The organism is Pseudonocardia sp. T1-2H (genome assembly GCF_038039215.1).
GTDB lineage: Bacteria > Actinomycetota > Actinomycetes > Mycobacteriales > Pseudonocardiaceae > Pseudonocardia.
In genome coordinates this window covers 3377038-3397436 of sequence record NZ_JBBPCL010000001.1, presented here as the reverse complement: position 1 = coordinate 3397436, position 20399 = coordinate 3377038, and the positions used below count along the sequence as shown (strand labels likewise).

Sequence of the window (20399 nt, the reverse complement as noted above, 5' to 3'; positions counted from 1 at the left end):
GTCGTCTCGTTCCTCAGGGAGGCCGTGCAGTGTTCGAGCTCGACCGCGTGTCCGACCCCACCGTCTTCGTGCTCTACGGCGCCACCGGAGATCTCGCTCGCCGGATGGTGCTCCCTGCCTTGTTCCGCCTGGCACAGGCGGGGCTGCTGCCTCACGACTGGCGACTGATCGGCAACGGCCGTGGCGACGTGAGCCACGAGGACTTCCGGGCCCGCGTGCACGACGCGCTGACCGAGTTCGGCCCGCAGCCCCAGGAAGGCCCGTGGGAGGAGTTCTGCTCCCGGCTGCTCTTCGCCGGCGGCGGTTTCTCGGCCGACGACCCGGGGAGCCTTCTCGAAGTCCTCGCCGACGCGGAACGCGAGCTGGGCGGAAGCCCCCAGCGGGTGCACTACTTCGCCGTGCCGCCCGCGGCGTTCGGCACCCTCACCCGGGGACTCGGGCGGCACGGGCTCGCCGCGCGGTCCCGGGTGGTGTTCGAGAAGCCGTTCGGCACGTCCATGGACTCCTTCCATGCACTCGACCGGGCGGTTCATCAGGTTCTCGACGAGTCCCAGGTGTTCCGGATCGACCACTTCCTGGGCAAGGAGGCGGCCCAGGACCTCTACGCCGTGCGCTTCGGCAACGGGCTGTTCAGCGGGGTATGGGACCGCTCCCACGTGGCTGCGGTGCAGGTCGACGTGCCCGAGGTGCTGGACGTGGCGGACCGTGCCGCGTTCTACGACAGCACGGGGGCGGTGCTCGACATGCTCGTCACCCACTTGTTCCAGGTGGCCGCCGAGGTCGCTATGGAACCACCGGCCAGCTTCGGCGCCGACGACCTGGCGGCGGCCCGAGAGGCGGTGATCGGTGCGTTCCGCACACTGGAGCCCGACGACGTGGTACTCGGCCAGTTCGAGGGCTACCGGGACATCGACGGTGTCCCCGACGACTCCCGCACCGAGACGTTCGTGGCGGTCCGGTTGTGGGTCGACACCGAGCGCTGGCGCGGGGTCCCGTTCCTGCTGCGCACCGGTAAGCAGTTGGCGGAGTCGCGCCAGCAGGTGAGCCTGCTGTTCCGCCGGCCCGACCCCGTGGTGCACGAGCTGCCGGCAATGGGCAACGTCCTGACGTTCGACCTCGCCGGTGAGGGAGAACTGGATCTGTCGCTCGTCGTCAAGGTGCCCGGACCTGAGTTGGCTCTCGGCACGGCGCACACCGCGCTGCCGCTGAGGACGGTGCTCGGAGGGCACCCGCTGCCGCCCTACGCTCGGCTGATCCATGACGTGCTGCTCGGTGACCGCACGTTGTTCACCCGCCCGGACGGCTTGGAACACGTCTGGCAGGTGGCCGGTCCGCTGCTCGCCGACAAGCCGGAGCCGGTGAGCTATCCGAAGGGTTCGTGGGGGCCGGCCGAGGCGGATCGGCTCGCCGAGCCCCCCGGCTGGCTGCTCGGCTCCTCAGCCTCCGACGGGCCGGACCGGCACGGGCAAGCCGTCTGAGGCAGGGTCACCACCCGCGGACAGCGCGGGTTCGTTCCGTCGTCGACGACGACCTCGATCGGCGGGCGTGACGCCGTTCCCGGCATCCGAATACCTGCCAGCGGGAACCCGAGGACTCCGGCCAGCACCGGACCGCGAGGGCCGCTGGCGGTGATGCGCGTGGTGTGCATCACCCGCGACGCTGTTCACGTCCCGGCGAGGACATGTGTCCTCGCCCGTGTCCTCGCCCGGGAGCCAGCAGTTCCACGCCGCTGGACCGGCGACCGCGAGTCGGTCCGGCGGGTCGTCGAGGTGGTCGGTGACCGGGTCAGGCCCGGATTCGGCAGGGCCGATCAAGGCAGTTGCAGCTAGTAGGTACGCCCCGGGCCCGGCTGACCGCCAGCGGAGACGGGCGCTGACCTCGACGGTGACGGCAGCCGGCTCGAGCTCGCGCTCGACAACCGGGGTCCGGGTTCGGGGACGTGTCGCCGACAGCCCGACGGCCTGTCCGGACGCTCAGCGCGAGCCCGGCCCACCGTGGCCGGAGGGACGCCGACGCCGGTGCTCCCTCCGCAGGCTCAGTGGCAGTAGCAGAGCCACGGCGGCGGGCAGGATCCACCAGGCCGGCATGGAGCTGCCACTGACGATCTCGGTGAGGGCCAGTGCCGCCACCACCGCAACGGCGATGCGCCAGTCGTCGCCGACGACGAAGTCGTACCAGAACCTGAGGAACGCAGCGATCTTCGCGGTCATGGCCGGGCCTCACCGTGGATGAAGGAGTCAGCAGTCGCCGGGGGCCCTCCGGCCCGTCGCAGGAGGGCGACGAGGCCGAGGGCGAACAGCGCGACGGACGGGATCAGGACGAGCAGTGCGGCATCCGCGCCGGGCCACCGGGCGCCTGCGCCTTCGGCGCCCCAGAACATCCCGAACGCCGTCAGCATGACACCCACGACGAACTTCATGGTGTTCTCCGGCACGCGCGCCAACGGGGCCCGAACCGCGACTCCGGCGACCGTGACGACGAGCACCGCGGCCCCGGCGGCAAGTGCGGCCAACGGGACGTCGCGTTGGTTCGCACCGAAGGTCAGCGCGATGAAGACGACCTCGAGCCCCTCGAGAAGCACGCCCTTGAAGGACAAGGTGAAGGAGTACCAGTCGGCGACCATGCCGCGTCCCCTGCTCGGCGTCGTGCGGGCTTCGTCGACAGCGGTCCGGAAGATCGCGGTCTCGTCGTGCAGTGCTTTGAGCCCGCCGGCCCGGAGGATGGCCTTGCGGAGCCATTGCAGCCCGAAGATGAGCAGCAACCCGCCGATGACCAGACGTAGCGGGGTGAGCGGCACCGCCGTCAGCGCGGGGCCCAGCGCGGCCACGGCCACCGCCAGCACACCGACACCGGCCACCACGCCGATCAGCGCGGACCGCCAGTCCCGGCCGGTGGCCGCGGCCAGCACGATCGTCAGCGCTTCGACCGCCTCCACGATGCAGGCCAGGAAGACTGCGATGAACAATGCACCGCTGCTCATGAAACCTCCGGAGTGATTGGTCCCTCCTGTTCCAGCTTGGCGCGCTGGCGGTGACATGTCGTCGTGGCCAGCGGGCATCGGCCGTGGCTGCTGGCCGGGATGGCGGGCTTCCGGCTAGGGGTCCCCGACGGGCAGGTCGACGAGCCGGAGGCTCTCTCGGAGGTGGCGCCACCGATGCCGTCATCCTGGATCGAGACGCGGAGACGTTGCCGCGAGCGAGCACCCGCAGATCGTCGGTCGCCTCCACCGAGCCCTCGGCAACGCCCCGCGTCGGAAGAGGCGGCACGGCCAGGGCTCATCCGCCGATACCGGTCAGCCGGGGTCCGGGACCCCCACCACCGGCACCGCAGAACGGCCGCTCGCCGTGATGCCGCTGGAGGACCTCACCCGGACGCTCAGGTGATGGCCCTGGAGCACGGCATGGAACCCCGACCGACGGCAAGGCTGCCGGAGTCGGGACCGGATCAACGGCAGCCGCCGCCTCCTCACGGCGGACCCTCGAGGGCGGCAGGCCGGGCCACGTCGACGATCTCCCCGACGGAGGTGGCAGACCCGAGGCGCTGGCACGCGCTCGCCGTCACGCAGGTGGCCGTATTGATGAGCCTGCTCGACGTGAGCATCGTCAACGTGGCGCTGCCCTCGATCGAGCGCGGGCTGGGCGCATCGGCGGCGACGGTGCAGTGGGTGGTGTCCGGCTACGCGCTGACCCTGGGGTTGGTGCTGGTGGCGGCGGGGCGCCTCGGTGACATCGTGGGTCGGCGCCGCATGTTCCTCATCTCCCTCTCCGCATTCGTGGTCACGAGCGCGCTGACCGGCGCGGCGCCGACCACGGGACTGTTGATCGCCGCGCGGCTGCTGCAGGGCGTCGCCGGGGGCATGCTCATCCCGCAGAACTCCGGGCTGATCCAGGACCTGTTCCGCGGCGACGAACGCGGTAGGGCGTTCGGAATCCTCGGCGCGACCGTCGGGCTGTCCACCGCGGCGGGCCCTGTGGTCGGCGGGCTGATCCTGTCCGCGTTCCCCGGTCCCGACGGCTGGCGGTGGGTGTTCTACGTCAACGTGCCGATCGGCCTGGTCGCGCTGCTGCTCGCCGCCCGGCTCGTACCGGCCACGACCCGTGGCAGTCGGCGCGGCGTCCATCTGGACCTGGTCGGGGCGCTGCTGCTCGGAGGTGGCGTGCTCAGCCTCCTGCTACCCCTGGTGAGCGCCGAGGCAGGCGGGCTGGGCCGATGGTGGCCGCTGTTCGTCGTGGCCGGGCTGCTGCTCGTCGCATTCCCCTGGTGGGAGGTCCGCACGGTCGGCAAGGGACGGAAACCGCTGCTGGAGCCGCGGCTGGTCCACACCCCGGGGTACCTGGCGGGGTCGGGGATCGCTCTGGTCTATTTCATCGGCTCCACGGGCATCTGGCTCGTGTTGGCGCTGTTCTTCCAGGACGGAATGGGTTATTCGCCCCTGCGTTCCGGTCTGGCCGTGACGCCGTTCGCGATCGGGGTGGCGATCTCCGCCGCGATCGCCGGTCGTCTCGTGCCCCGGGTCGGGCGCTGGTTGACCGTCTTCGGGCTGGTCGCCACGATCGTCGGGCTGGCCGCCACCGCGCTGGTGCTGCAGAACGTGGGTGGGGACGAAGCAGCGTGGGCGGTTGCAGGGCCGTTGTTCCTGGCCGGGATCGGCGGCGGCATGATCACCTCACCCAACATGACGCTGACCCTGCAGAACGTGCCCGTGTCGATGGCCGGCGCGGCCGGCGGTGCGCTGCAGACCGCCCAGCGGATCGGCTCGGCGATCGGCACCGCCGTCCTCACCACCGTCTTCTACCGGGTCCTCACCGAATCCGGCCGCGGTTACCCGGCAGCAGGATCCGACGCGCTGCTGTGCGCTTGCGGGCTCATGGTGCTGGCGCTGCTGATGGCCGTCACGGAGCTGGCGCGGCGGCGATATCCGAGGAGCGGTCGGACGATCCGGGAACGCATGGCGGGCCGAGATGGCGGTTAGCTGCAATGCCCGCGCCGCCGCCCCGCTCCTAGCCTGAGATCGTGGCTGCCTTGCGCTGCTTGATCATTGACGACAACTCGGGCTTCCTCCAGGCTGCCCGCGCGCTGCTCGAGCGGGAGGGCCTCCGGATCGTCGGCGTCGCCTCGACGGGCGCGGAGGCGCTCCGCTGTGCGGCCGAGCTGCATCCCGACGTGACGCTCGTCGACATCGATCTCGGCGGAGAGAGCGGCTTCGAGCTGGCGCGGCGGCTCGTCGACGACGCCGGCGTCGACCCCGGGCATCTGATCTTGATCTCCGCCCACACCGAGGACGATCTCGCCGACCTGATCGAGACGAGTCCGGCCCTCGGTTTCCTGGCGAAACCGGCTTTGTCCGCCGAGGCGATCGAGAGGCTGATCAGCAGCGTCGCCGGAGGTCCCGACCGTCCGCGGTGAGACGGTCGGGTACTGCTCGGACGCCGATCCGACGGGTCAGGTACCGGACCGGAAGAGCGCCGTCAACGGAGCAGCATCGGCGCTGCGACCGAGTGCCGGGAGGCCGTACATGTCCTCGAGGGTGCGGAGCAGGTCGTAATGGTCCGCGCGCCCGTCGTAGGTCCCCGGCTCGACCATCTGCCCGACGGCGATCGTGCTGATCTGGTTGTCGCTGTCGTCGGGGACGTCGGACTCGTCGAAGGACACGATCAGCAGGCTGTTGTTGGTCCGGGCCCATTGCGCGTAGCCGTCGATGTTCTGGCGGAGCCACGTGTCGCCCTCGCCGATGGAGCAGTCGTGCATGTCGTGGCACAGGTTCGGGATCACGAACGACACGGTGGGCAGCTGGGTGAAGTCGGTGGGCATCGCGGAGAGCGGCTGGTTGGCCGAGGCGGGAACGTCGGAGAAGTTCGTCCACGGGCTGTGCTTGCGGGCGTAGTCCCCTGCTTCGCAGCCGGTGTAGCCGACCTCGGGAAGGTCCTCGGCGTAGCCGGTGAAGGTGAGACCGGCAGTGGTGAGTTCGCTCGCGAGATTCGGCGCGTCGATGGTGTGCGGGCAGTCGTCGTTGTCGATTCCCTGCGTGCCACCGGAGAACAGCGCGATGTAGTTGGGCTGGCTCGGATGGGTCTCCGCGTGCATGTCCGTGAACGCGGACCCGGTCTGCGCCAACGAACGGAGGTAGGGCGCCTCGCGCCTGACGTCCGCCTCGTCCTTGTTCTCCAGCATGACGATCACCACGTGGTCCGGACGGGGAAGGCCGGTGTCCGCCGTAGCCGAGTCTGCGGGAGCGACCGCCGTCACGGGAGTCCCGGAGATCGAACATCCGGACACCGCGGCGGTGAGGCAGGCGGCGGCTGCGGCCAGGCCGATGGTCCGGCGTCGGCTCATCGGGGGCTCCCGGAAGCGTCGTGCGTGGTCCGGAACAGTGGATTCGGCATTCGGACTCCGCTCCGCGTGGGTGTCTGGCTGCGTGCTCCCGGGCAGCTTCCGAGCTGGAGTGTCCGTGCGCTGGGTGATGTGTAGCCGATCGATCCTGTGACGACGCCAAGAACCCTGCCGAGCAGGCCGCACGCGCCTGCCCGCACCGGGGTGGGGCCTCATGGGCGAGGCGTCCCTCCGGTGCTCGAACCCGGACGCCCGCGGTGGGACCGGGGACGGGCGGACATCACCCCCTTCGGGAGCGTGCGCCGGCCGCCTTCGCCGTCACGGGGCCGCACCGTCCCGACCGCCCCTACGGGGACACTGCGCCCGGCCGAAATCGCCCGCCCCGATCCCTTGACCCCGGCCTCCGCCGGTGCTGCTATCGCTGCCTGCGGCTGCTCACCGCAGATGATCAAGGCACTCCAACGACCGCGGCGGCGCTGAGAACACCGGAATCGAGTATGGGGAGATGGCCGTCCTCATGCTGGCGAGGGGCGCGATTGCGATCTCCTTCTCGGTTCCCGGGACGTCCTCCGGTCTTCCGATGGAAGAAAGGGGAAATGGTGCACCGTCTATTCGAACGATCCCTCTTCGTCCTGGCGGCATGTATTCTGCTCGCCGGAGGCCTGACATCGTTGGCCGCCGCTGCGCAAGCGGCGGGGCTGCCGAGGACGACGGAGGTATCTCCGCGTCTGGGATCCACTGCGGACAGCGTCTTCACGCCCGCCGGGCCGGGGCTCGTGCTCGACGGGGGCGAATTGGAGGTGACCGCAGCGTTCGCTGCGTGGATGCGCTCCACCCTCTCCCCGGACAGCACGAGCCGACTCGGGGACGTGGTGGTGCTGACCGCGGAGGCCAACAGTGGCCTGGACTCGGACATCTACAAGGCCGCACCCTTCAATTCGGTGCAGACGATCAGCCTGCCGCCTCCCTCCACGCAGGCCGACCTCGAGCAGACCGCTCCGGTCATCGACAAAGCCGAGGCCGTCTTCTTCGACGGAGGCAATCAGTACAATTACACGCAATGGGCGGGCAGTCCGCTCATGGCAGCGGTCCAACGCGTGTACCAGCGTGGTGGCGTCGTCGGCGGAAGCAGTGCCGGTTTGGCGATCCTCGGGCAGTACGCCTTCGATTCCAGCAACGGCAGCATCGACTCAGCCGAGGCTCTCGCCGATCCCTATTCGTCGAGGGCGACCTTCACCCGGAACATGTTGAAATTCCCGCCGCTCGCCGGCTGGATCACGGACAGCCATTTCGGTGAGCGCGATCGCTTCGGCCGGCTCACGGTGTTCATGGAACGGCAGATAGCGGACGGTGCGGTATCCGGTGCTCATCCACAGGTCTACGGCCTGGGTATCGACGAAACCGCCGCGGTCGTCGTCGACCGCGCAGGTAGGGCCACGTTGCTGCAGTCACCTTCGAAGCCCGGTGCCGCCTACTTCGTGGTCGGAGGACCCGCTGCGCAGGTCAGCGCCGGAAAGCCGTTGGTCTACCCGAATCTCGAAGTCACCCGCCTGGACGCCCCTGGGCAGTACTACGCCATGACGAGGCGCTGCGGTACCGGTCCCAAATACACCATCTCTGTGGACGCGCGCCGGGCAGACCCCTTTGGGGGGTGAACCCCTACTCGGCCCCCGGCGTTGCTGCTTCCTGTCCATGAGCGAACGGCAGCGCTGAGCGCGGCGCTGCAGACTGGCATCTGGGTCTCTGTCGGGACACTGGGCCTGTTCGCTCTGCGGGGCCGCGCTCGCCGCTGTACGCCGGTCCCCGCTCGCACTCATCCAGCCGCTCCCGTCCTTCGTGCCGGTCTCGGCGTAGGCGCCGCGGACCCGCCCTGCGGGCGAGCATCGCCGCTGCCACGGCAGACCCGGACGGGGGCGCCGTGGCGGTCACCGACCGAAACCTCTCACACGGAGGCGCGCGCCGGCGGACGCTCCGCGGGCACCAGCAGGCGTCCGCCGAGCCGGGCCATCTGGCCGGCGGTCAGGTCGGGGAGGTAGGCCCGGCCGATCGCCGTGCCGATCGCGGGCAGCGTCGTGACCGGGGCCCGGCGGATCCGGCGGCCCCACGCCTGCGCGGTCACGGTGTGAGCCCGGTCCGGGCCGCGAGCCACGGCAGGCCGACGTCGAGCCCTGCGCCCCACACCGCCCAGGTATGGCCCCCGGGGAGCAGCCGGTAGACACTCGGGACCTCCGCGGCGACGAGCGCGGCCTGCACCCGTTCGGCCTGGGGCCGGTACTGCTTGTCGGCGGTGCCGGCGACGAGCATGCCCGCGATCCGCGGAGCCGGCCGCGCCGTCAGCTCGTCGAGCGGGTTCACCGCGGCGAACGCGGCCGCATCCCCGCCGAAGGTGGCCTGCACGGTCGCGGCCCGGCTGCCCAGCGTCGGTTCGTCCTGGCCGGAGATGTCGAGGAAGGTCGGGTAGACCTGGGGCGAACGCAGCGATGTCTGCAGCGCGCAGGTGCCGCCGTTGGAGTAGCCGCCCACGGCCCAGGCCCGCGACGACGTGGCCACCTGCAGGTGCGTTCGGATCCAGGCCGGCACGTCCACGTCCAGGTAGGTGCCGACGTTCCCGAGGCGCGAGTCCATGCAGAGCGGGTTCGCCGTCGTCCTTCCGAGGTCGTCCGCGACGACCACGACCGGGGCCAGGCCGCGGTGCGCGGCGGCGAACGCGTCCAGCCGCTCGGCGAGCCGACCGCCGTCGAACCAGTCCCGCGGTGACCCCGGCTGTCCGGACACGAGGACGAGCACGGGGAGCTGTGCGCGCGGGGCCATCAGGTAGGCGGGCGGGAGGTAGATCCAGGCCGGGCGGGCGGCGAAGCCGGAGCGGGTACCGGGCACCGCGGTCTCGGTGACGGAGCCGTGCGCCGGGGCGGGCGTGGCGGGGTTCCAGGTGGCGCTCAAGGGTGTTCCCGACCGCTCCGTGACGAGGGGGACGTCGGCCGGCACCGCGCCGAGCGCGACCTGGTTCGGCAGGGCCACGCCGAAGACGGCCCCAACCGTGGGGAAGGATCCGTAGTACCGGTTGACGGCGGAGACTGCTCCGAGCACGACGGCGAGCGTCGCGGCGGTGAGGGCGGGTACCACCAGTAGCCGTGCCCGTCGGTGCTCCCGGCGAGAGGTGCTCAACCGGGCCGCCAGGAGCACGATCCCGAGGACGCCCACCCCGGTGGCCACGTCCACGACCAGGGGCAGCCGGTCCGGGAAGGGGTGCCACACCCGGTCGACGACCAGCACGAGGGCCGTGGTCAGGGCCACCGCCGCGACCGCGCAGACCGGGACCACCCGGCTCCACCACCACCGGTCGGGGCGCAGGAGCAGCACGACCAGCCCGGTCAGCGCCAGGATGATCAGCACGACCGGTAGCGGCCCGGTCAGCGTCGACCAGCCGAGAACGGACATGTCTCATACCTTCGCAGACCGGGCGCCGTTCGGGAGGAACCGACGGTGAGCACGACCAGGAGTGGATCTCCCGCCTCGTCCGCGCGGCCACGAGGCCGATCACGACGAGGACGAGGACGACGAGCGGGCCCGGCGCCCGGGCCATGAGGGTGCTGAGGATCATGAGAGCACCCCCGGTTCCGCCGGTGCGGCCTGTTCGGGAACCCGGGTCGCCCGGCGTGTCCGGACCGCGGTGAGCGCCGTGAGGCACAGGGCGAGCCAGGCACCGCCGAGCAGCCACCCGGCCAGGACGTCGGTCAGCCAGTGCACACCGAGGTAGAGCCTGCTGACCCCGATCGCGAGGATCACAGCCGCCGCGACGGCGCCCACGCCGAGGCGCGCCGCCGTCGAGCGGATCATCCCGGCCGCCACCACGGCGAGGATCCCGACGACGACGGTCGAGGTCAGCGCGTGCCCCGACGGCAACGCGAAGGTCTGCTCGGTCACCAGCTGGGTCGCGACGGGCGGACGCGGGCGGGCGTTGAGGTTCTTGAACCCGCTCACCAGGACGCCGGTGCCGGCGCCGGCCACGAGGACGACGACCGCGTCCGGGACCCGCCGTCGCCACAGCAGGACGGCGGCGCCGAGTGCGGTGAGGACCGTCATGCCGAGGGTCCCCCCGAGATCGCTGATCTGGATCATGACGGCGTTCGCGGGTGCGGAGCGGTGCCCGACCATGCAGTGCAGGACGGGGACGTCCAGGTCGGCCGGGGGACCGGGGTCCGCGACGGCGTCGACGATCCCGCCGTAGGCGGCGAACAGCCCCGCGCCCACGCCGCTCCCGATCAGTAACCCGAGCGGTGGCCGTCGTCCGGCACTCCACGCGGTCCGGACGACGACGATCGTGGCGATCAGCCAGACGCCCATCGCCCCCACGCCCACCCATTGCTGGACATCCGCGACGGTCATCGGGCGGTGATCGCGAAGAAGTCGCGCTGGTCGGGGACCAGATAGCGGTTGGCCGCCCTGGGCATCATCATGCCGTCGACGCTAGGAACGTGCTGGTACGCGGCGGGCCAACGGAAGGTTAGCGCTCGGGAAACCCCTCCGTGCCGCTCGGAGAGCTGCGTCGCACCGGCCGCACGGGGCCGGGCTGCTGCCGCCGGAGCGCGACGAGCGGCGCGGCGCGCGACACCGGTGGCACCGGCGGCCGCGGACTATGGGCGGAGCGTCGCCGCGGGGTCGGCACCGGGTTCGGGCTCGCGTGCGGCGGCGGGGAGCAGGACGGTGAAGGTCGGCGGTGCCGTGCGCGTGAGGGCGAGCCGTCCGCCCTCGGCCTCGGCGAGACTGCGGGCGAGGGCGAGCCCGATCCCGTGTCCTGCGGCGTGGCGGGCGCGCCGGGTGAAGAGCTCCGTGACGGGGACCGTCACACCGCGGCCCTCGTCGGAGACGTCGACGGCGACGGCCGCGCCGATGTCGCGGACGGCCACGGTGACGGTTCCGGCGCCGTGGCGCACCGCGTTGTCGACGAGCACGGCCAGGACCTGGCGGATCGCCGCGGTCGAGGCGGCGGCGCGAGGTGGGTCGGTGCCGACGATGATCCGGAGGGTCCGGCCGGCGGTGCCGAGGACGGGGCGCCATTGGTGGTCGAGCTCGGCGAGGAGGGCGGGGAGGTCGAGCGCGGCGGGGGCGGTGTCGGTGTCACGGGCCAGAGCCAGGAGGTCCTCGATGGTGCGCTGCAGCCCGTCGGCGGCCCGGACCGCGTCGGCCATGGCCGGCCTCGGGTCGGTGTCCCGGTCCTCGAGGGCGCCCTCGAGGCTGAGCCGGAGTCCGGCGAGCGGGGTGCGCAGCTGATGTGAGGCGTCGGCGGTGAAGGAGCGTTCGCGCGCGACGAGGTCACCGAGCCGTTCGGCGGTGGTGTCGAGATCCGCGCCCACGGAGTCGATCTCCGGGATCCCCACGCGGGGCGCACGAGCGGTGAAATCGCCGTCGCCGAGGCGGCGGGCGGCTCCGGAGAGCTGTTCCAGGGGCCCGGCCAGTCGCCCGGCCTGATGCCTGGCGACGATCCAGACGGTGGCCAGCGCGGTGAGGGCGAGGGCGAGCATCGCTCCCCACACCAGGGCGACCTTCGCGTAGACCTCGCCGGGTGAGCTGTAGACGCGGATGGCGCCGGCGCGGGGGCTGTCGCCGGTGACCGGCACTGCGACGATCCCGTCCTCCCCGGTGTCGTGGGAGTTCTCGGCGAGCGCCTCGGCGACGGAATGGTCCGCGGTCGCGGGTCCGGTGCCGAGGATCCGGACGCCGGCGCGGTCGTAGAGCGCGACCTGGGTCGATCCGGGGAAGGCCGGGAGCTGAGGGTCCTGGCCTCGCGCGAGGTCCACGGCGACCGTCAGCGCGGCGACGTTCGCGACCTGGCCGAGCTCGTTCTGCTCGTTGCCGGCGAGGTAGGACACCACGATCCCGGCCAGCGGCAGCCCGAACAGCCCGATCGCCAGGACGGCTGCGCCGAGGGTGAGCACGATGATGCGTCTACGCACGTCTGGGGTCCCCGAGGGTCGGTCGGATCAGGAGGGGCTGAGGGCGTGGAGCACGGCGAACAGCAGGACGGCGGCGGTGGCGGCGAAGATCGTCACGCGGACCGCCGCCCAGACGTAGAACGCACGGTCCCCCGACGAGGTGGGGGGCTCGGCCTGCTCGGCGACGAGATCGTGGACCAGGTCGTCGAGCTCGCGCCGCGAACGCGCCCGGTAGGTCGCCGAGAGCAGCCGGCCTGCCTCCTCGAGGTCGAGGCGGCCGTCGTGGACGGCGTCGCTGACGTGCGTGGCCGCGCACAGGAGTTCGTCGTCGCTCGGACACCTCGGCCCGGGCGCCTCCCGGGCGCGGCCGTCGCCCTCGTGGTGCCCCGGCGAGAGAGTCATCTTCCGGCCCGTGTTGCGTGTGCCGCGGTGGAAGCCGGGGAACAGGCGGCCTCCGGGATGCTGTGCATGCTCCCACGCTAGGTGGCGGCTGGTTCGCGCTCGGGCCGCGCCGGGTAAGGCGATGGCAAAACTTCGGGCAGCCGGCGGTCCTCGCGCCGGGCCACGGCATCGCCGGTCAGGGGACCGACTCGAGCTCGGCCCGTGGGCCCGGCTCGGCGACGACGGGTCGTGGTGCCAGCGCGGCCACGCCGGCAGCGGTCGGCAACGCCCCCGCGACGCCGATCGCCAGTCGCACGGGTGCCGTTCCGGAGGTGAGCCCGAAGCAGAGGGCCGTCGTGACGGCGTGGAGGACGGCGGCGACGGTGCTGGAGGACCGCCGCCGCCGCGTCGCAGAGAGCGGAGACGAGGGCGAGGGCCACCGCCAGGAAGGTCTGCACCTCTACCACCGGCCTCGTCCGGCGCTCGCAGGCTGTTCACAGGCGTTCTTGCAGTCCGTTTACCTCCGTCTGGCCGGTTCGAAGCCCGAGGGTTCCTAGGGTCGGATCCGGCGACGTCATCCGTGTCGCCGACCGAGGAGAGCCATGACCACCGTCCTTGCCCTCAACCCGCTCAGCGCCACCGATCTGCTGACCTCGTTCGGCACGATCGGGATCCTGGTCGTGCTCTTCGCCGAGACCGGTCTGTTGATCGGGTTCTTCCTGCCCGGGGACTCGCTGTTGTTCACCGGGGGCCTGCTGTGCGCGACGGGTGCGGGGAGCCTGCACCTGAGCCTGCCCTGGGTGCTGCTCGCCGCGGCAGCGGGCGCACTGCTGGGGGCCCAGGTCGGATTCTGGATCGGACGCCGTGCCGGGCAGGCACTGCAGGCCCGGGCGAAGCGACCGAAGGTCGCGGCCGGGATGCAACGCGCGGAGGAGCTGTTCACCCGGTACGGGCCGGCCAAGGCCATCGTCCTGGCGCGATTCATCCCGGTCGTGCGGACGGTGCTCAACCCGGTCGCGGGGGCACTGCACACCCCGGTCCGGACGTTCACCTTCTGGCAGGTCCTCGGCGGGCTGGTCTGGACGGTCGGCCTGGTCCTCGCGGGTTACGCGCTGGGCGCGTTCATCCCGGGTGTCGACCAGTACCTGCTCCCCGTGATCGCGCTGGTCGTGATCATCTCGCTGATCCCGCTCGCCCGGGAGATCCTCCGCGAGCGCCGTCGCCGGCCCGATCCCTCGCGCTGACCCGGCACAAGGAGAACGCCGATGCGGCCCCTTCGAATCCTGCGCGGCGCGGACACCTATCCGCCCGACGTCAACGGCGCGGCCCGGTTCGCCGACGACGGGCGGGGACCGGCGTGGACGCGGCGGCGGCGCGGAGGGATGTCCCGCTGGTGGCGCCGTGTTCTGCAGGCCGGATGTCGCCGAGTTGCAGAGCCTCGTCACGCTCGAGGCCACGGCCACGGGTAAGCCCGGTGGTGGCCGCGGACGCGATGGCGTTGCCGCATCTCGTCCGGCCAGGCCGCCGGGACCACCGAGCCGGAATCTCTGCGGCAGGCCCGTGAGTGCGCCGTCACCCGCAGTACATTGCTGTCTCATCTCGCCTGGGCAATCTTGCCGTTGTGCGCAGTTCCTCCGCGCACGGCGAAGGAGGCCGACGGCGAGACGGCCGGGGAGCAGCCCGACGCGGCCGACGGCCCCGGCGGGCACACCGACCCGTCCGGCGACATCGACCACCAAGGCGGCCCGCAGGAGCCATGATCCTGGCTTGCGAAGTGCGGACCGCCGGCTTGGGGGAGAGGCCGTGGACTCTCGATGACTGCCCTGCTCGACAGGCTGCTGAGCATTCAGGGGCCGCTTCTCTATGCCCTGGTCGCCGCGGTGGTCTTCGTCGAAGACGCCTTGTTCGTCGGTTTCGTCGTTCCGGGGGAGACCGCAGCGGTGCTCGGCGGGGTCGCGGCCGGCCTCGGGCACGCTTCGCTCCCGGTGATGATCCTGGTGGTGGTGGCGGCGGCGATCGTGGGGGACAGCGTCGGCTATGAGGTCGGGCGCCAGTTCGGCGCTCGCCTGCTGGACGGCCGGATGCTGCGCAGCCGGCGGGCGCGGTTGGACGGGGCTCGGGCGTTCCTGGCCCGCCGGGGCGGTGCGGCGGTGTTCCTGGGTCGGTTCGTCGCCTTCTTCCGTGCGGTGATGCCGGCACTGGCCGGGATCGCCGAGATGCACTACGCCCGCTTCCTCGTCTACAACGCGGCCGGGGGCATCGTGTGGGGTGTCGGCGTGGTCCTGCTCGGCTACGGCGCCGGCAACTCCTACGCTGCGATCGAAAGCGCCGTGGGACGCGATGTCGCCATCGTCGTCGCGGTCGTCGCCGTCGTGGCGTTGATCGTGTGGCGGCTTCGCCGTCATCGCATCGAGAAGCGCACCGAGGACGGGCCCGAGGAATGAGCGATCAGACCCGACACGACGGGCCTGTGTCCCTCAGCGTCGGCGGCACAACACCGATTCCGGTTGTTCCTCCATCGTCCTGGTCGCGCGGGCTCAGGGCTGCAGCAGGGTCTTGATGGCGCGGCGCTCGTCCATCGCCCGGTAGCCCTCGGCGGCCTGGTCCAGCGGCAGCTCGAGGTCGAAGACCTTGCCGGGGTCGATGGTGCGGTTGCAGATCAGGTCGATGAGCTCCGGCAGGAAGCGACGCACCGGAGCGGGGCCGCCGTGCAGGTGCACGTGGGAGAAGAACAGCTCCTCGCCGGGCAGCTGGACGCCGTGGGCGACGCCGACGTAGCCGACGTGGCCGCCGGGGCGGGTGGAGCGGATGGCCTGCATCATCGACTCCTGGGTGCCCACGGCCTCGATGACCGAGTGGGCGCCAAGGCCGTCGGTGAGTTCCTTGACCCGTGCTACGCCCTGGTCGCCGCGCTCGGTCACGATGTCGGTGGCGCCGAACTCGCGGGCGAGCTTCTGGCGGGGCTCGTGCCGGCTCATGGCGATGATCCGTTCGGCGCCGAGCTGCCCGGCGGCCAGCACGCCGAGCAGGCCGACCGCGCCGTCACCGACGACGGCGACGGTCTTGCCGGGCCCCACCTCGGCGGCAACCGCGCCGAACCAGCCGGTACCCAGCACGTCGGAGGCTGCCAGCAGGCTGGGGACCAGGTCGTCGGCAGGCATCGAGGGAGTGGCGACCAAGGTGCCGTCGGCCAGCGGGATCCTGGTGTACTCGGCCTGCGCGCCCGTGGCGGCGCCGGGCTGCCGGTGGATGCAGGAGGTCTGGTAGCCGGCCCGGCAGATCTCGCAGGTGTTGTCGGAGGCGAAGAACGAGCCGACCACGAACTGCCCCGGCTTCACGTCACGGACCTCGCTGCCGACCTCCTCGACGATGCCGACGTACTCGTGCCCCATCGGGGACGGCCCGTCGACCGCCTCGATGCCGCGGTAGGGCCACAGGTCCGAGCCGCACACGCAGGTGGCGGCCAGGCGGATGACGGCGTCCGTGGGCTCCTCGATCTTCGGGTCCGGGCGGTCCTCGACGCGGACGTCGCGGGGGGCGTAGAGCACTGCTCCGCGCATGGGGTTCCCTTCTGGCTTCGGTGAGTGGGTCAGTGGATGGGCTGTTCAGGGGCCACCCGTCGGGACACGGCGTCGTCGCGAGCGCAGGCAGCTCGGCATGCGCGTCGAGCTGCGCGAGCTGCTGCCGGCCTTCTGCTCGGCGCCGCGACCGTTCGGGTTCCACGTAGCGGCGGGATCCAAACGAGTGCTGGTGGTCAGCCCGCTTCTCGTGGCGAGTCGGGGGTCCACCGGTCAGTCGGTCTGCAGCGGAAGGTCGACGACGATCGTCGTGCCGTCCCCCGGGCGGCTGCCGACCTCGATCGACCCGCCGAGGGCCAGCACCCGGTCCCGCAGCCCGATCAGACCCGAGCCTCCCGCCGGGTCGGCGCCGCCGACGCCGTCGTCGCGGATCGACAGGTGCAACAGCCCGCCGCGTTCCTCCACCGCGACGTCCGCGTGGGAGGCGTGGGCGTGTTTGGTGGTGTTGGTCAGGGCCTCGGACACGACGTAGTAGGCGGCCACCTCGATCGGCTCCGCGGGGCGGGTGTCGGTCCGGACGGCGACCTCCACCGGGATCGCGGCGCGGCGGGCCAGAGTGCGCACGGCCGGGCCCAGCCCGCCCTCGGACAGGATCGCCGGGTGGATGCCGCGGGCGATCTCGCGCAGCTCCTCGACCGCCTCGGTGAGCTCGTCGACGACCCGGCCGATCCGGGTCTGCAGCTCGACCAGGTCCGCGGGCACCATGGACTGCGCCAGGCGCAGCGCGAGGCCGAGCGCCACCAGTCGCTGCTGGGTGCCGTCGTGCAGGTCCCGCTCGATCCGGCGGCGGGTGCTGTCGGCGGCGGCCACGATCCGCGCCCGCGACGTGGTCAGTGCGGCTTGGGCCTCGGCATTGGCCAGGGCGGTGGCGACCAGCTCGGCGAACCTGGCCAGCCGTGCCTCGGTGTCGGCCGGCAGCGGCTCCGGGCGGCTGGACATCACGCTGATGAACCCCCACAGCCGCCCCTCGACGCTGATCGGCGCGCCGACGATCGAGCGGACGCGCTGCGCGCGGGTGAGGTCGGCGGCCGGGCCGGTGGCCTCGGCGTAGTCGTCGATCCGCGCCGGCCGGCGGGTCCGGAACACCAGCGTGGTCACGTTCCGCCCGCCGAGGCTCCACCGGGTGCCGGTAGGGAAGGGCACGGCGCCGCCGGTGCTGCTCCACGGGGCGAGGGCCGTGGCCGTGCCCTCCGGGTCGTAGCGGTTCAGCAGCGCCTGTTCGACGGAGAGCAATTGTCCGACCTCGGCGGCGACCGCGGCGAACACCTCCTCCGGCGGGGTCGCCCGGGCGACCAGGGTCGCGACCTGGCGCAGGGCGGCCTGTTCGTCGGCGAGGCGGCGCAGTTCGTCGCGGCTGTCCTCGAGTTGGGCGCGGCCCTCGGCGTTGGCGATCGCGGTGCCGACGAGTTCGGTGAAACCGGCAAGGCGCTGTTCGGTGTCGGCCGGGAAGAGACCGCGCCGCCCCAGGATGGCGATCATGCCCCACAGCCGCCCCTCGACGATGATCGGAGCCGCGACCCCCGAGCGGATTCCCATCCGGCGGACGGCGTCACCGGCCGCGCCGAAGCCTTGGCCGTAGTCGTCGCAGCGCGCCGGGCGGCCGGTGCGGAGGACCTCCGCAATGGCCAGCGGCGGCTCGGGCTTCCAGCGGCTCCCCACCGCCAACGCGTCGGGGGGGTCGCCGGCGACGGCGAGGACGGTCGCCCTGCCGTCGGGATCGAGGCGGGCGATAGGCGTGGCGTCGGCCCCGAGGACGCTGCTGACCTCGTGCGCGACGGCCGCGAACACCTCGGCTGGTGGTGTCCCGCGGGCGACCAGCGTGGCGACCTGGCGCAGGGCGGCCTGTTCGTCGGCGAGGCGGCGCAGTTCGTCGCGGCTGTCCTCGAGTTGGGCGCGGCCCTCGGCGTTGGCGATCGCGGTGCCGACGAGTTCGGTGAACCCGGCCAGGCGCTGTTCGGTGTCGACCGGAAGATGCGCGCGCCGGGTGCCGGCGACGATCGCGCCCCAGAGACGCCCCTCGACGGTGATCGGGGTCGCGACCGACGACCGGATTCCGAGCCGGCGGACGGTGGCGTCAACGAACGCGCCGGAGGCGTGGCTGTAGTCGTCGCAGCGGGCCGCGCGGCCGGTGCGCAGGGCGACCGCCAGGGCAAGCGGCGGCTCAGGGGTCCAGCGGCTGCCCACCGCCAGATTGTCGGAGTGATCGCCGACGACGGCGAGGACGGTCATCGCGCCGTCGGGATCGAGGCGGGCGATGGTCGTGGCGTCGGCCCCGAGGACGTGGCCGACCTCGTGCGCGACGGCCGCGAACACCTCGCCCGCCGGTTCCCCGCGGGCGACCAGGGTGGCGACCCTCCGCAGCGCGGCCTGCTCCTCGGCGAGGCGGCGCAGTTCGTCGCGACTGTCCTCGAGCTGGGCGCGACCCTCGGCGTTGGCGATCGCGGTGCCGACGAGCTCGGTGAAACCGGCCATGCGCTCTTCGGCGCCGGCCGGAAGTTCCTCGCGACGGGTCCCGGTGCCGATCGCGCCCCACACGCGCCCCTCGACGATGATCGGAGCCGCGACCCCCGACCGGATCCCCAGCCTGCGGAGGCGGTCGCCGTAGGCGCCGGCGACCTGGCTGAAATCGTCGAGGCGGGCCGGGCGGCCGGTGTGCACGGCGACCGCCAGAGGCAGCGGCGGCTCGATCGTCCAGCGGCTCCCCAGCGGGAACTTGTCAGGAGGGTCGCCGACGCGGGTGAGGACGGTCGCCGCGCCGTCGGGCTCCAGGCGGGCGATGGTCGTGGCATCGGCCCCGAGGACGTGGCCGACCTCCTGTGCGACGGCCGCGAACAATTCAGCCGCCGGTTCCCCGCGGGCGACCAGCGTGGCGACCCGGCGCAGCGCCGCCTGCTCCTCGGCGAGGCGGCGCAGTTCGTCGCGGCTGTGCTCGAGCTGGGCGTGGCCCTCGGCGCTGGCGATCGCGGTGCCGACGAGTTCGGTGAACCCGGCCATGCGTTCTTCGGTGTCGGCCGGGAATCGCTGGCGTCGTGTGCCGACGGCGATCCCGCCCCACAACCGCCCGTCGACGATGATCGGTACCGCGACCCCCGAGCGGAATCCGCGCCGGCGGAAGAAGTCGCCGTAGGCGTCGGTGGCGTGGCTGAAGTCGTCGAGGCGGGCCGGGTGGCCGGTGCGTAGGGCGAGTGCCAGGGCCAGTGGCGGCTGCGGGGTCCAGCGGCTGCCCACCGGGAACTCGGCGGGGTGGGCGCCGACGCGGGCGAGGATGGTCACCGCGCCGTCGGGTTCGAGGCGGGTGATGTTCGTGGCGTCGGCAGCCAGGACGTTGCCGACCTCCTGCGCGACGGCGGCGAACACCTCGTGCGCCGCCACCCCGCGGGCGACCAGCGTGGCGAGGCGGCGCAGCGCGGCCTGTTCCTCGGCGAGCACCCGGCGCAGCGCGGCCTGTTCGTCGGCGAGCAGGCGTAGCTCCTCGCGGCTCGCGGCGTTGGTGGCCGCGAGGGTTTCGGCCTCGTGGGTGCGGCGGGCGGCCAGGCCGACCAGCGAGCTGACCGCGCCGGCGACGAGGACGAACGCGACCAGGGCGACCACGTTGGTGGGGTTGGCGACGTCGACGTCGTAGAGCGGCGGGACGAAGTAGTGATCGAGCAGTACCGTGGCCGCGGCCGCGGCGGCCAGTGCCGGGACCAGCCCGCCGAGCAGTGCCACGATCACGACGGCGAGCAGGTAGAGCAACATCTGCACGGGCAGCTCCACGACGTCGCGGAGCTGGGCCAGACCTGCCGTGAGCAGGGGAAGAACGATCAGCCCGGTCAGCGCCCCGGCCAGCCGGCGCCGCGGGGACAGCCCCGCGCCCACTGCCGGCGGCCGTCCTCGGGTCGCGGCGGGCTCGTGGCTGACGATACGCATGTCGGGTCGCCCTTCCCGTCGGGCGGGTGGCGGAAGCGCCGGTGCCCGGGCCCGTCGGCGACAGGGCCGCCCCGCTGCAACGCCGGCGCCCAGGACGAGTGGGGTGGCGTGCTCGCGCGGGCGAGGTCCAGCAGCGCGGCGGACGAATGTCGTCGCCGACCACAGCATGGTAGGACCGGTCGCGCCGGGCGGTGCCGCTGACCGGAACTGTGCCCGGACCACAACCGCTGCCCGTCGCCGCGGTCGGGCTGGGTGTGGCGCCGGAAGG

The 20399-nt window shown here is 72.4% G+C and carries 17 protein-coding genes; 7 read left to right on the top strand and 10 right to left on the bottom strand.

The features are described 5' to 3' along the window. Positions 1-29 precede the first annotated feature (29 nt). Positions 30-1478, top strand: a complete 1449-nt coding sequence (locus WBK50_RS16760; protein ID WP_341336512.1) for a glucose-6-phosphate dehydrogenase — start codon at positions 30-32, stop codon at positions 1476-1478. A 495-nt stretch (positions 1479-1973) separates the two neighbouring features. Here WBK50_RS16760 and WBK50_RS16755 read toward each other — a convergent pair whose 3' ends face one another. After that, positions 1974-2210 (bottom strand): hypothetical protein, encoded by a 237-nt coding sequence (locus WBK50_RS16755; protein ID WP_341336511.1) that lies wholly within the window; start codon positions 2208-2210, stop codon positions 1974-1976. Continuing rightward, the gene (locus tag WBK50_RS16750) at positions 2207-2980 is read right to left on the bottom strand and encodes a COG4280 domain-containing protein (protein WP_341336510.1); all 774 of its coding nucleotides are present in this window, start codon (positions 2978-2980) and stop codon (positions 2207-2209) included. Before WBK50_RS16750 ends, WBK50_RS16755 begins: the two co-directional genes overlap by 4 nt. Positions 2981-3523: 543 nt before the next feature. Between WBK50_RS16750 and WBK50_RS16745 the strand changes: the two genes are divergently transcribed. Both WBK50_RS16745 and WBK50_RS16740 read left to right on the top strand, forming a co-directional pair. After that, complete coding sequence (locus WBK50_RS16745; protein ID WP_341336509.1) at positions 3524-4972, top strand: MFS transporter; 1449 nt, start codon at positions 3524-3526, stop codon at positions 4970-4972. Positions 4973-5013: 41 nt separating this feature from the next. Then, a complete protein-coding gene (locus tag WBK50_RS16740; RefSeq protein ID WP_341336508.1) occupies positions 5014-5406 on the top strand; it encodes a response regulator in 393 nt (130 codons plus the stop codon). A 36-nt stretch (positions 5407-5442) separates the two neighbouring features. Here WBK50_RS16740 and WBK50_RS16735 read toward each other — a convergent pair whose 3' ends face one another. After that, positions 5443-6333: an alkaline phosphatase family protein gene (locus WBK50_RS16735; protein WP_341336507.1), complete on the bottom strand. Its 891-nt coding sequence runs from the start codon at positions 6331-6333 to the stop codon at positions 5443-5445. Between the two features lie 593 nt (positions 6334-6926). Between WBK50_RS16735 and WBK50_RS16730 the strand changes: the two genes are divergently transcribed. Then, the gene (locus WBK50_RS16730) at positions 6927-7985 is read left to right on the top strand and encodes a Type 1 glutamine amidotransferase-like domain-containing protein (protein WP_341336506.1); all 1059 of its coding nucleotides are present in this window, start codon (positions 6927-6929) and stop codon (positions 7983-7985) included. A 287-nt stretch (positions 7986-8272) separates the two neighbouring features. Here WBK50_RS16730 and WBK50_RS16725 read toward each other — a convergent pair whose 3' ends face one another. The 5 genes from WBK50_RS16725 to WBK50_RS16705 all read right to left on the bottom strand — a co-directional run bounded on the left by WBK50_RS16725 (position 8273) and on the right by WBK50_RS16705 (position 12665). Then, positions 8273-8449, bottom strand: coding sequence for a hypothetical protein (locus WBK50_RS16725; RefSeq protein ID WP_341336505.1), 177 nt, complete (start codon positions 8447-8449; stop codon positions 8273-8275). Further along, positions 8446-9768: an alpha/beta hydrolase gene (locus WBK50_RS16720; protein WP_341336504.1), complete on the bottom strand. Its 1323-nt coding sequence runs from the start codon at positions 9766-9768 to the stop codon at positions 8446-8448. Before WBK50_RS16720 ends, WBK50_RS16725 begins: the two co-directional genes overlap by 4 nt. A 159-nt stretch (positions 9769-9927) precedes the next feature. Continuing rightward, positions 9928-10716 (bottom strand): phosphatase PAP2 family protein, encoded by a 789-nt coding sequence (locus WBK50_RS16715; protein ID WP_341336503.1) that lies wholly within the window; start codon positions 10714-10716, stop codon positions 9928-9930. A 248-nt stretch (positions 10717-10964) separates the two neighbouring features. Next, positions 10965-12284, bottom strand: coding sequence for a sensor histidine kinase (locus WBK50_RS16710; RefSeq protein ID WP_341336502.1), 1320 nt, complete (start codon positions 12282-12284; stop codon positions 10965-10967). 27 nt (positions 12285-12311) lie between these two features. After that, the gene (locus WBK50_RS16705) at positions 12312-12665 is read right to left on the bottom strand and encodes a DUF1707 SHOCT-like domain-containing protein (protein ID WP_341336501.1); all 354 of its coding nucleotides are present in this window, start codon (positions 12663-12665) and stop codon (positions 12312-12314) included. A 581-nt stretch (positions 12666-13246) separates the two neighbouring features. On the opposite strand from WBK50_RS16705, the gene WBK50_RS16700 reads away from it, so the two are divergent. The 3 genes from WBK50_RS16700 (at position 13247) to WBK50_RS16690 (ending at position 15088) form a co-directional block, all read left to right on the top strand. Next, positions 13247-13888, top strand: a complete 642-nt coding sequence (locus tag WBK50_RS16700) for a DedA family protein (protein WP_341336500.1) — start codon at positions 13247-13249, stop codon at positions 13886-13888. Positions 13889-14263: 375 nt separating this feature from the next. Next, positions 14264-14404 (top strand): hypothetical protein, encoded by a 141-nt coding sequence (locus WBK50_RS16695; protein ID WP_341336499.1) that lies wholly within the window; start codon positions 14264-14266, stop codon positions 14402-14404. 54 nt (positions 14405-14458) lie between these two features. Continuing rightward, positions 14459-15088, top strand: coding sequence for a DedA family protein (locus WBK50_RS16690; RefSeq protein WP_341336498.1), 630 nt, complete (start codon positions 14459-14461; stop codon positions 15086-15088). Between the two features lie 93 nt (positions 15089-15181). Here the strand turns inward: WBK50_RS16690 and WBK50_RS16685 are convergent, their stop codons facing one another. After that, on the bottom strand, positions 15182-16204 hold the full coding sequence (locus WBK50_RS16685) for a zinc-dependent alcohol dehydrogenase family protein (RefSeq protein ID WP_341336497.1): 1023 nt from the start codon (positions 16202-16204) through the stop codon (positions 15182-15184). 231 nt (positions 16205-16435) lie between these two features. Further along, positions 16436-20131, bottom strand: coding sequence for a GAF domain-containing protein (locus WBK50_RS16680; RefSeq protein ID WP_341336496.1), 3696 nt, complete (start codon positions 20129-20131; stop codon positions 16436-16438). Positions 20132-20399 lie beyond the last annotated feature (268 nt).